Genomic DNA, 11,441 nt, shown 5'->3' with positions numbered 1-11,441 from the left:
TTAAAAAAAAAGGCGGCGCCTGGGCGCCGCTCGCGATCAGAAGACGCTTCAGGAAGCATCCGCCGTGGTGCCAGGCAATGATTCCGGCGGCTGCGGCGCAAAACCGCGCAGCCCGACAACGTGTACGTGCTCACTGTTCTGGAACACCTTACGCACCAGTTTATAGGTGGTCCCTTTTTCCGGGCTGATGTTTTCCGGTGCCGCAATGATGAGCTGCATATCGAGACGTTCGCAAAGCTCAAACAGCGTGGCGATGGATCGGGCATCGAGACGCGCTGCTTCATCCAGGAACAGCAGTCGGCATGGGGAGATGTCTTTCCCGCGCAGACGACGCGCTTCATCTTCCCAGCTCTGTACAACCATCACCAGAATCGACATCCCGGTACCGATCGCTTCACCGGTCGAGAGCGCCCCGGATTCCGCACGCAGCCAGCCGTCGGAGCCACGGTTTACCTCAACTTCCATCTCCAGGTAGTTACGGTAATCCAGTAGCTCTTCACCGATGGTTTGTGGCGTACGCTGCCCCATATCAATCTGCGGGTTCAGGCGCTGATACAGCTTCGCCAGCGCTTCAGAGAAGGTCAGACGGTTGCTGTTGAACAGGTCCTGATGCTGCTCATGCTGCTCAGACAGCACTTCCAGCAGCGTCGCGTGGGCTTCACGCACGTTGACGTTGAGGCGCACGCTGTTCACCTGACCAAACGACACGCTCTGCAGTCCCTGGTTCAACTGGCGAATACGGTTCTGCTCGCGCTGAATGGTTTTGCGGATGATATTTGCCACGCTGCGGGAGCTGATCGCCAGCTTCTGCTCACGGGAGGTCAGCTCTTCCGTCAGGCGTCCCAGTTCGATCTCCATCTGCTCGATGGCTTCAACCGGATCGTCGGTACGGATAATGTCCTGACGAATACGCTCGCGCAGGTGCTGGTAAACCGCCACGAAGAACTGAATTTTACGTTCCGGACGCTTCGGATCCTCTGACATCCGCAGAACATCGCGCAGATGCTCGTTATCCGCCACCGCCAGACGCAGCGCACCCAGCGCCTTATCCGACATGGAACGCAACTCATCGGCAGAGAGGTAAGCCAGTTCACGGCGGTGCAGACGACGCTCAACGTTATTGTCTTTCACCATCCTCATGACCGCGCACCAGCCCGCCTTCGCGCTCACGACCTGCTCACGCATTTCATGGTAGTCACGCTCAAGCTTGCGCAGGCGACGGGTCAGGTTATCCATTTCCGCTTCACAGAAGGTCAGCGCTTTTTCCAGCTGATTGCGACGCGCGCGGTTATTACTGAGCTGGGCATGCAATTCGTCACGACGAATGCGCGCCCGCTCTTCTGCCCCGCTGTCAGCACGCACGCCGATGTCCTGAAGCTCTTTGTGCAGATCGTTGAGCAGCTCTTTCTTGGTATCGAAGGAGCTTTTCAGTGAAGCCAGCACCTGGTTGTACTGGTTCAGCTGAGCGGAGTGGCTGCGCATCGCTTCACGGGCGCGGGTACGTTCCGCTTCAGCCTGCTCAAGGCGCTGACGCAATTTTTCGTTCAGATCGCTGTTACCGCTCAGCATTTCGGCCGAGTCGGAGTAGCCGAAGTGGGCACGACGCTGCACCACTTCCGTCAGGGCAAACGCCTGCTGGCGCGCTTCTCGCTGCACCTGCTGCGACCAGGCATAATCTTCTTTTAACTGCTCGAACTGTTCCGGGTCGCTCTGCAGCACAGACACGACGGGCTCCAGCTTCGCCAGCTGGTTACCGTGCTGCTGCACAAAGCGGGCGGCTTCCTGCGCTTCATCCAGACGTTCCTGGATCTCATCCACACGGTCAGCCAGCGTGTCATCGGCCAGCAGATTCAGGCGCGGCAGGATCCGGTTAAGGGCCGCAACGCCCTCTTTCGCCTGCTCGAACTGGACGCGGCTCTGCTGGTTATCACTTTCGTGCGCGGCAATCGCACGCTCCAGCTCACCACGGCGGGTGTTGAGCTTGCGAATTTCCGCTTCCGGGTCAGCTTCAAAGGCCACGGCCAGATGACTACCAATAAAGCGGCTGAACGCCTGGTGCAGGCGCTGGGTTTTCTGGACGTCAAACGACAGGGTCGCAAAACGTTCAGACAGCGTTTCACGTTCGGCGTGCAGGCTTTCAATGCGGCTTTCACGCGCGGCGCGGCCAAATAGCGGCAGTTCCGGGAAGCGGGAATAACGCCACTGGCGATCGGCGATTTTCACCACCACCGCTTTTTCCAGCTCATCAACGCTGAATACGCTGTCATCAAACGACTGCGGATCCCCTTCAATCAGGTAGAGATCTTCCGGGCAATCCTCCAGACCGGCAAGCTGTTCAGAAATCAGCGACAGATCCGGGACCACAATCGCGTTACGCGACGGGCCATACAGCGCCGAGAAGTACGGCGCATCATCCAGACCGACATCGTCATAAATTTCAGACAGCAGCACGCCGCCAAAACGCTCCGCCAGGGCATTGAGACGCGGGTCTTCCGCACCGCCCGGCTGGCTTAAGCGCTCAATTTCTTCGTCGACGTCACGCTTGCGCGCGCCCACTTCATCACGCTCAACAATCGCCTCGCGCTCGCGCTCCAGCAACTGCTGCAGGTATTCAGTGACTTCCTGGCTGGATTCGAACTGCTCGCCACACTGCTCACTCAGCTGGTTAAGGCTGCTCTGGGCCGCCAGCCAGACCGGCGCACGCTGCAGCAGCGCTTGCGAGCGGGACTGAAGCTGCTCCAGCTCCTGGCGCAGGGTCATGCGCTGTTCGCTGGCGCTGGATACAGAATCGGAGAGCGCGGCAATACGGGCTTCCAGCTCCTGATGCAGGGCCTCAAGCTCGTCGAAATCGTAATTTTTTCCCTGGCGCTTGCAGAACTCCGCCAGCAGACGCTCGGCTTCCTGCTGCTCGCGCAGGCGCTGCTCCAGCTCGTTCAGACGCATACGCAGCGGCTGAACCTGCTCGGCCAGATGGCGCTGGTTCACACCATCGCGCAGCAGCTCGCGGGCAACGTCCCACGCTTCGTTACGGGCCAGTGGGCCGTTAATCGCCACCACCAGCTGATAAGCCTGCTCAAACTGGCTGTGCGCCGTTTGCGCGACGCTCATTTTCTGTTCGAGGGAGAGCAGCTTTTCCGTTGCTTCCTGCTCCTTTGCCTGGAAGGTTTCCAGCCATTCGTCGGCGCTGTCCGGCGTTAAGTCGGGCAGATGGCACAGCTCTTTTGCGCGCTGTAACGCCTGCAGGGCCTGGGTGTACTGAATCGCACGCGTCTGCTGCACGTCCAGCGCCTGCTGGTAATCGGCAAGCTGGCTTTTCAGCTCATCCACCTCCAGCTCGGCGGCTTCGGCGCGGGCTTCGTTCTCTTCCTGCATCTCGGCGGCTTCGGCCACCACTTCATTTTGCTCTTCGAGACGAATTTGCAGTTCATCGAGATCCGCTTCATAGCGCTCGATTTTTTCCTGCTGACGCAGTGCGGTTTGCACCAGGTTCAGGTGATCGCTGGCAGCCTGATAATCGGCTTCCAGATCGCCCTCAGCACCGTTGTGTTCGCCCAGTTCACGCGCCATTTCAACGTGCTTATACTGCTCGGCCACCAGCTGTTTACGGGAGGTAAAGAGCTCACGACGATACTCTAATGCCTGATCGAGATGCACGCGGCGCTCGTTGGCGTGACGCATGTAGTCCGCCGCCACGTAGTTGGTGGCCTCGCTGATCAGGTGTTTAAACAGATCGCGGTCAGACTGGGTAACGCGAATGGCTTCCAGTGTCATGCGGTTTTCACGCAGCGCCGCTTCCATATCCTGGAACGCCTTCCGTACCCCACTGTTTTCCGGCAACAGGTAGTCGCGCAGGGAGCGGGTAATGGCGCTGGAGATCCCGCCGTACAGGGATGCTTCGATCAGACGGTAGTATTTGCTACGGTCAGATGCCGTGCGCAGACGACGCGCCACCACGCCCAGATCGAACATCAGGGAGTGGTAGTCGGTAATCGAGTTGAACTGCTTGAACTGCACGCCTTCGATAGTCTCAAGCTTATCTTTCAGCTCCTGCAGCGTCAGTACGCGCGCCTGGCGTTCGTTCAGGGTTTCCGTCAGCAGCGCCGTCGGCTGCATTGAGGTTGGCAGTCCCTGAATGGCGAACGGTTTAATATCGACTTTACGGTCGCGCCCAGCCACCTGTTGCAGTCGCACGCCCACCACCACACGCTGATGACGGGAGTTAATGACGTCCAGCACCGAATAACAGACACCGGCCTTCAGCTTACCGTGGAGGCCTTTATCGCGGGAGCCGCTTGTCGCCCCCGCTTCGGTGGTGTTACGGAAGTGGAGCAGCGTCAGGTCAGGGATCAACGCCGTGACAAACGCCGCCATGGTGGTGGATTTCCCTGCGCCGTTACCGCCGGAGAGGGTGGTCACCAGCTCGTCCAGATCGAACGTTCGGGCAAAGAAGCCGTTCCAGTTAATCAGCGTCAGTGAGCGAAATTTACCGCGTTCAATCATTACTCTTCCTCCCCGCTATCCGGCAGATTCTCTTCATGCTCATCATTGAGCTGCAAATGGTTTTCCACCGGCATCGCTTCACCGTCGCGGATCATGCGAAGCTGCGCTTCACGCGCGTCGTCACCCGCACGCACGTCGGCGCCGAAGCGGAAGACAGATTCCGTAATGCGGAATTTGCTGCTGTCGTGGCCCATAAACCAGACCATCCCCAGACGGCGCAGACGGTTCAGGGAAGAGCGGACTTTTTCCTGTAATTTCTGACGATCGAGATCCGACCCCGTTGAACGGTTATTGACCAGCTTAAGCAGCTTGCTCTCATCTGCCAGCGTTAACAGCTCATCGTAAAGCTCCTGCTGGGTGAAGATACCTTCATTGGCCAGACGTTCAGGGCTGAGATACAGGTAGCACAGAATTTTGCCGACCATCATATCCAGCTCGGAGAGTACGGAACGCGGAATCAGCGTCGTGGAGCGTGGGCGCAGGTAGAAAAACCCTTCCGGCGCGCGGATGAGCTCCACGTTGTAGCGTGCGTAAAACTCTTCCAGGTACTCCTGGAAGTCCATCAAAAAGGCGTGATTATCCAGCTCGTCGAGGCCAATGTGACGACCGGCACGCAGCTGGCTGTCCAGCGCCGGAAATAACGGATTCGCCAGCGCCTGTGCCAGCTTAACTGGCATCACTTGTTCAATATTTGTCAATGACATGCGCCTGTACCTTGGCTCCGTAATCGTTAATTGGCTGCCACTTCGGCGGCAGTCCGGTGAAATCTGCCTGCGCGATGCCCAGGCGTACCGCCTGGTCTACCACAATGCGGGCAATGTCGAAGTGGCGCGCGCGAGGATATTGCGCCAGATAGTCGCGCACCACGAGGCCAAGATCCAGCGGCACTTGTCTGGTTTTGTAGACAGCGAGCTGTTCTTCGATCATGGCCGCAAGTTGCTCGCGAATTTCGTTAAATTCTTCATATTCCAGATCCGGTGGCAGTTCACCGGTCACCTCTTCATCGCGCAGCGCCATCTCTTCGTCGCGCATATCCAGCAGACGATCGGCGTTGGCGTAGGTCAGCGCCCATGGCGCATCGAAATAGGTCTGTACCGACTGGCGCAGACGCTGAGCAAAGACGCGGTTTTTATCCATATCGATCGCGGTACGGATAAATTTATGCACGTGGCGATCGTAGCCGATCCACAGGTCGATCGACTGCTGGCCCCAGCTGATAATGCGATCGAGCTTGCTCTGCAAATCAAAGACCAGACGGTCGATAAAATGCAGATCGTCATGCGCCAGAGTCGCATCCTGAATGCGCAGCAGGTTCGCCTGCAGCTTGTCCCCCGCCGCCTCCAGCGTATCCTGCAGTTCGCGCAGCGTGCCGGAGGTTTCTGAGAGCAGCAGTTCACAGCTGGAGATGGCCGCACGCCAGTCTTTATTCAGCAGTTGCGCGATATCATCTTTCACCTGCTGCTGCTGTTCGTCCATCAGACGCTGGGTCAGATCGATACTGTCGAAAATTTCCGCCACCGAGTATTTCAGCGGGGCGTAGACGTTACGGTGCCAGTGGAACTCGTCACCGTTTTCATCCGCAGCATCGGCGGCACGCTTAAGCTCACCCGCCACAATCGAGAGCTGCATCGAGAGACGCAGCGTGGAAAATTCGCGCTGGCGGATGTAGTAATCGGTAATGCCGATGCCCAGTGGCGTCAGGCGATAGATGGCGTTTCCTTCCGCCTGCTCGCTGGTAAAGCGGTTCAGCAGACGTTGACGCACCATATCGTTGATTGCGTTGTTGGCACGCACGCTAATGGTTTCGCTGGTTTGCTCAAACGCATCACTGACATGGCGGAACGCGTCCACCAGTTCACCCTCGCTCATTTCCCCGTCCAGCCGTTCGCCGTTCAGCGTGGCCACCGCCAGCAGGAAAGAGAGTCTGTCTACCGGCAGCGAGATGGAGAAATCGTTTTTCCTGGCCCAGGCAACCAGTTCGGGGACTGTCTGGGAAAATTCACTCATAGGTTATCCTTGCATCTGCGGCTTGTGCGCGGTGACGTGAATATAGCGGCCAAGGCTGACAAAAGGCTCCTGACGGCAATACCGCGTTTCTAATTCTGTTAAGGTGTCAAAACAGTCACGCTGTTTGTGTTTTTCACGCAGATAATCATGAAACACCCTGACGCCCGTCTTCCCGGTTATCTTCCAGCCGATCGCTTCCAGCCAGCCATAAACCTGCTGCGGATCGCGCGGATAGTCCGGGGAAAGCGTGCGCTTTTTCTTTTTAGGCATCCCGACCTGAACATAGTCGAAGTTACCCGCAACCATGTTGTGCATCAGGAAGCCGTTAGCATTGTAGAACATCAGCGACAGCGTGCCGCCCGGGCGCAACATCGACCACAGGGTTTGTAACACGCTTTGCGGATCGGCTACCCACTCCAGCACCGCATGAAACAATATCAGATCAACCTGGGTTTCCAAATGCTGTGCAATGTCCTGAGCGGCGCATTGTATAAAATGCATGTTGTCGCTCACACCTTTCTCTTCCGCTGCACGCGTCGCACGGGCGACCATTTCAGCAGAAAGATCGCAAAGCGTGACGTGATGACCGCGTTCCGCCATTTTTATGGCCGTCTGTCCTTCACCACCTCCGGCGTCCAGCACACGCAACGTTTGCCCCCCGAAGGTGGCCAGAATGGTGTCCAGATCCTGCCAGAGGATCGTCTGCCGAAGCTGCCCTTTAGTAGTGCCATAAATGTTGCGCGAAAACTTTTCCGCGATGTCATCAAAATTGCGATCCCGCATTGGGAGAGTTCCACTCGCTAACTGCAAAACCGCTATTTTGTCACACCCGCGCGGAGAATGAACCTCTCTGGTGTAATATCACGGGTATTCACCTGCTATATGGTTAAAAAAGGAACCAAAAAGGATGCTTTTTACCCTGAAGAAATATGTGGGAGGGATGATGCTTCCCCTTCCGCTCCTGCTGCTCATCATCGCGCTGGGGTTGGCGCTGGTGTGGTTCAGTCGCTTTCAGAAAAGTGGCAAAACGCTTATTACGTTCGGCTGGCTGGTCTTGCTGCTGCTGAGCCTGCAACCGGTCGCGGATGGCCTGTTACGTCCCATCGAAAACAGGTACCCAACATGGCAGGGTAATCAGAAAGTAGCCTATATCGTGGTGCTGGGCGGCGGCTATACCTGGGACCCGGACTGGGCCCCCAGCTCAAACCTGATCAACAACAGCCTGCCACGGCTCAACGAAGGCATTCGCCTGTGGCTGGCGAATCCGGGGTCAAAAATGATCTTCACCGGTGCAGCGGCCAAAACCAACCCGGTGAGTACGGCTGAAGCGGGGGCCAGGGTGGCGGAGTCGCTCGGCGTGCCGCGGTCATCGATCATTACCCTGGATCGCCCAAAAGATACCGAAGAAGAGGCCGCTGCGGTGAAGCAGGCGATTGGTGATGTCCCGTTCTTACTGGTGACCTCCGCCTCGCACCTGCCAAGAGCGATGATTTTCTTTGAAAAGCAGGGCCTGCACCCGCTTCCGGCACCGGCAAACCAGATGGCCATCGACGCGCCGCTCAACCCCTGGGAACGGGCGATCCCGTCCCCGGCCTGGCTGATGCACAGCGATCGCGTGGGTTATGAGACGCTTGGACGCCTCTGGCAGTGGCTGAAGGGGTCCTCAGGCAAGCCAGGGCAGGAGTGATTTTGTCGCCAGATCGAAGTTGGCGCGATTGAAACGACCGGTATTCACCAGTTGCGCCACCTCATCCCACAGCAGATAGAGCCAGCGCCGCCAGAGAAACGCTTCGGCAACGGGCGCACGTTGAAGGTAGTGCCAAAGCAGACCTTCCGCCGCCCCGCTGTCGCTGAGCCTGAATAACTCATATTCGCGCGGTGCCCAGAGCATGACTCCCGGCCCCAGCATGGCCAGAAGCTGATCGCTGCGGGAGTCCTTGAGCATGCTGCGCAGGGTGAAATTACCGTGGATCAGCACGCAGTTGTCGTTAAAACCTTCAAACAGCGCCGGTAAGCACTCGCGGGTGCGGAACAGAATACGTTTGTCCTGCATGGTTAAACCGGTGTTATTGAACTGGTTAAGCGTCCCCCACAGCACTTCGACCCGCTGGCGATACCACAGCGGCCACAGGTTTTCCTGGGTACTGTCGACCGGGCCAACGAGTCCACGGCTATCCTGACGATGCCAGGCCAGCAGCGCCTCGACAATCTGGTCCTTGAGCTGTTCCCAGCGCTCCGGCGTACGTGCCGGGGCTTCAACAGACACCCCGCGCAGCCGCTCAATCAGCAGCACATCCGGGCCAGGGTGCTCCTCATGCGTCATCACGCCGTAAACCGTCGGCATACGGACGGTTCCCTGCCGTGCGAGCATTGAAATTTTCCAGGCGAGCTGTCGGGCAACCCCCGGCGAGGTAAAGCTCCTGGCCATCAACGGCATTGGGTTTCCCTGACTGTCGTACAACGACCAGAGCGCGGTATCAGCCTTTTCACTCACACATTCAACCCGGCTTAATTTCTCGCCAAGCAGGTGACTCAGTTCGGCACGCAGCTGTTCCATATGAGATTACCCCCATTAAGACTACTGCTTTTATAATGAGCGCGTAGAAAGCAGATGTCACCCTGCAGAGATCAATTATGGAAAAGATAGGAAAAAATAAACCGGAGAGTGCATCCCTCCATGAGGGATGCAGGCAGGATTAACGCAGTTCGGCGCGAACGCGCTCAAGATCTTTAGGGGTGTCAACGCCCGTGCCAGGGACCTCCTCGGCAACAGCAACGTGGATTTTCTCGCCATACCAGAGCACACGCAGCTGCTCCAGCATTTCGATATGTTCCAGCGGGCTCGGCGCCCAGCTCACATAGCGACGAATAAAGCCAGCACGATAGCCGTAGATGCCAATGTGACGCAGGAAGGTATCACCAATAGTCTCTTTTGAAACCGCAAAGCGATCGCGATCCCACGGAATGGTGGCGCGGGAGAAATAGAGCGCATAGCCCTCCGCATCCATCACCACCTTCACCGCATTCGGATTGAACGCTTCTTCTGCATGATGAATGGGCACCGCCAGCGTGGCCATTCCGACCTGACGCTGCGCCAGGTTTTCAGCCACCTGACGAATAATGACCGCCGGGATCATCGGCTCGTCACCCTGCACGTTCACGATGACCGTATCATCGCTGAAACCGCATTTCTCAACCACTTCCGCCAGACGCTCGGTGCCAGACTGGTGATCGGCGCGGGTCATACACACTTCCCCACCCGCGGCCTCAACCGCACGCGCCACATCGGGATGGTCGGTCGCCACGATAATGCGCTCAGCACCCGACTCACGAGCACGTTCAAGAACGTGCACGATCATCGGTTTGCCATTGATATCCACCAGCGGTTTACCCGGCAGACGGGTTGAGGCGTAACGCGCAGGAATAATGACAACAAAACTCATGGTTTGCTCTCTTCTGCCACCAGGGAACGGGCTTCGTTTTCCAGCAATACCGGAATACCGTCACGCAGCGGGAAAGCCAGACTGTCCAGCTTGCAAATCAGCTCTTGTTTGTCCTGGCTGTAGTAGAGTTTGCCGTTGCATACCGGGCAGGCAATAATTTCAAGTAAACGGTGATCCATAGTTCCTCCGTATGGGTAATCGCTAAAGCTTAACACATTCCTTTTTCAGGGAGTGCCTGTTTCCCAGCCACTTCGACAGGATGTAAACAATCCATCAGGTACCCGACCCAGCGTCACGTCGTGAGCCCCCTGCCAGCGCGCGAATTCGCTTATGGCGAGCGTTAACCCTTTTTCCAGAGCCGCCGTCACCCTGACGCCCTCTTCCAGATAAAGCGCTATGATTTCAAGCGTACCGGTCTTGCGGTGCATTTTGGCATCCATACGCCCGACCAGTTGCCCCTTATGCAGCAGAGGTAAGACGAAGTAGCCATACTGGCGCTTGGGTGCCGGGGTGTAACACTCCAGCCGGTAGCTGAAACCGAACAGCTGCTCGGCGCGTTTTCTGTCCCAGACCACCGGATCGAAAGGCGACAGCACCGTGCTGTGGGTTGCCTGAAGTTTCCCTTCCAGCGCCTGAGGCAATAGCGGGACAAGCTCCTCATGCAGCCACATTTCGCCCAGTGTTTCTACCATGACGGGGATTATGCGCTGTTCTTGCTGCCACATTTCCAGCAGCGGTTTTAGCGCAGGCTGGCGCAGACGGTAATAATCTGCCAGCCACTGTGAACGGAAAATACCCAGACTGCGGGCGCTGTTTTCCAGCATGATGGCCTCAGCGGCCTCACGGGAAAGCTGGTCGCGCTCGTCGTCCCAGTGCGGCATCACGCGATGCGTGAGGTCGTAAACGCGCTGAAAATTACGCCGTTCAATCACCATGACTTTGCCTGAGGTAAACAGGCCTTCCAGATGACGTTTGTGTGGCTTCCACTCCCACCAGCCGCTCGTGCCTTTCCGGGGATGTTCAAAATCGGCGGAACGTACCGGACCGTTCTCCTGAATATGCGCGATAAGCTGCTCGATTTCAGCCGCATGTTCCAGCATCCACGCCTGGCGGTATTTCCAGCCCATCTTCTCCGGCGCAAGCATACGGTGACGAACCAGGGCAAAGTCGCTACGGGGCAGAAAGCAGGCTTCGTGCGCCCAATACTCCATCAACTCCCCCTTGCTGAGCGACTCATCCAGCCACTGCGAAGGATAACTTCCCAGCCGGCTAAACAGCACCAGGTAAGGGCTACGCGCCACGATGTTAATGGTGTCAATTTGAAGTAGCGACATGCGCTGGACGGTAGAGAGAATATCGGCAGGCTGCGCACGGCGACGGGGCTTTTTAAGCAGCCCCTGTGCGGCAAGGTGTAAATGACGTGCGGCTGAAAGCGAGAGTTGCGGTAAAGACATGCGTTTTCCTGTCAGTCAAAGCGCCACCAGAACCGCA

General features: G+C 57.4%; 9 protein-coding genes. 1 reads left to right on the top strand and 8 read right to left on the bottom strand.

All coding sequences use genetic code 11. From position 1 onward, the window contains the following. Positions 1-48: 48 nt before the first annotated feature. From mukB to cmoM, 4 genes are read right to left on the bottom strand one after another with little or no spacing between them, the layout of a single operon-like run. Complete coding sequence (gene mukB / locus LDK53_RS06825; protein WP_045284480.1) at positions 49-4,500, bottom strand: chromosome partition protein MukB; 4,452 nt, start codon at positions 4,498-4,500, stop codon at positions 49-51. Beyond that, a complete protein-coding gene (gene mukE, locus LDK53_RS06820; protein ID WP_008499954.1) occupies positions 4,500-5,204 on the bottom strand; it encodes a chromosome partition protein MukE in 705 nt (234 codons plus the stop codon). The genes mukB and mukE overlap by 1 nt, the downstream gene beginning before the upstream one ends. Continuing rightward, positions 5,185-6,507, bottom strand: a complete 1,323-nt coding sequence (gene mukF, locus LDK53_RS06815; RefSeq protein WP_025756001.1) for a chromosome partition protein MukF — start codon at positions 6,505-6,507, stop codon at positions 5,185-5,187. Before mukF ends, mukE begins: the two co-directional genes overlap by 20 nt. 3 nt (positions 6,508-6,510) lie before the next feature. Further along, complete coding sequence (gene cmoM / locus LDK53_RS06810; protein ID WP_025756002.1) at positions 6,511-7,290, bottom strand: tRNA uridine 5-oxyacetic acid(34) methyltransferase CmoM; 780 nt, start codon at positions 7,288-7,290, stop codon at positions 6,511-6,513. A gap of 124 nt (positions 7,291-7,414) precedes the next feature. Between cmoM and elyC the strand changes: the two genes are divergently transcribed. After that, complete coding sequence (gene elyC / locus LDK53_RS06805; RefSeq protein ID WP_025756003.1) at positions 7,415-8,194, top strand: envelope biogenesis factor ElyC; 780 nt, start codon at positions 7,415-7,417, stop codon at positions 8,192-8,194. Here the strand turns inward: elyC and LDK53_RS06800 are convergent. From LDK53_RS06800 to LDK53_RS06785, 4 genes are all read right to left on the bottom strand, one after another. Beyond that, a complete protein-coding gene (locus LDK53_RS06800; RefSeq protein WP_025756004.1) occupies positions 8,171-9,064 on the bottom strand; it encodes a YcbJ family phosphotransferase in 894 nt (297 codons plus the stop codon). The genes elyC and LDK53_RS06800 overlap by 24 nt on opposite strands. A gap of 139 nt (positions 9,065-9,203) precedes the next feature. Beyond that, positions 9,204-9,950 carry a 3-deoxy-manno-octulosonate cytidylyltransferase gene (gene kdsB, locus LDK53_RS06795; protein WP_225285094.1) on the bottom strand — a complete coding sequence of 249 codons (747 nt, stop codon included), beginning with the start codon at positions 9,948-9,950 and terminating at the stop codon, positions 9,204-9,206. Next, positions 9,947-10,129: a protein YcaR gene (gene ycaR, locus LDK53_RS06790; RefSeq protein WP_006174474.1), complete on the bottom strand. Its 183-nt coding sequence runs from the start codon at positions 10,127-10,129 to the stop codon at positions 9,947-9,949. Before ycaR ends, kdsB begins: the two co-directional genes overlap by 4 nt. A 45-nt stretch (positions 10,130-10,174) precedes the next feature. Beyond that, the gene (locus LDK53_RS06785) at positions 10,175-11,404 is read right to left on the bottom strand and encodes a winged helix-turn-helix domain-containing protein (RefSeq protein ID WP_225285093.1); all 1,230 of its coding nucleotides are present in this window, start codon (positions 11,402-11,404) and stop codon (positions 10,175-10,177) included. Positions 11,405-11,441: the final 37 nt, after the last annotated feature.

Source organism: Enterobacter sp. K16B (assembly GCF_020216105.1).
GTDB lineage: Bacteria > Pseudomonadota > Gammaproteobacteria > Enterobacterales > Enterobacteriaceae > Enterobacter > Enterobacter sichuanensis.
The sequence above is the reverse complement of the archived record's forward strand: the minus strand, read 5'-3'. Positions and strand labels throughout refer to the sequence as shown.

Excerpts from the sequence above, each read along its gene's own strand:
- LDK53_RS06785 (WP_225285093.1), bottom strand. The coding sequence starts at position 11,404 with ATGTCTTTACCGCAACTCTCGCTTTCAGCCGCACGTCATTTACACCTT.
- mukF (WP_025756001.1), bottom strand. The coding sequence starts at position 6,507 with ATGAGTGAATTTTCCCAGACAGTCCCCGAACTGGTTGCCTGGGCCAGG.
- elyC (WP_025756003.1), top strand. The coding sequence starts at position 7,415 with ATGCTTTTTACCCTGAAGAAATATGTGGGAGGGATGATGCTTCCCCTT.
- kdsB (WP_225285094.1), bottom strand. The coding sequence starts at position 9,950 with ATGAGTTTTGTTGTCATTATTCCTGCGCGTTACGCCTCAACCCGTCTG.
- mukE (WP_008499954.1), bottom strand. The coding sequence starts at position 5,204 with ATGTCATTGACAAATATTGAACAAGTGATGCCAGTTAAGCTGGCACAG.
- ycaR (WP_006174474.1), bottom strand. The coding sequence starts at position 10,129 with ATGGATCACCGTTTACTTGAAATTATTGCCTGCCCGGTATGCAACGGC.
- LDK53_RS06800 (WP_025756004.1), bottom strand. The coding sequence starts at position 9,064 with ATGGAACAGCTGCGTGCCGAACTGAGTCACCTGCTTGGCGAGAAATTA.
- cmoM (WP_025756002.1), bottom strand. The coding sequence starts at position 7,290 with ATGCGGGATCGCAATTTTGATGACATCGCGGAAAAGTTTTCGCGCAAC.
- mukB (WP_045284480.1), bottom strand. The coding sequence starts at position 4,500 with ATGATTGAACGCGGTAAATTTCGCTCACTGACGCTGATTAACTGGAAC.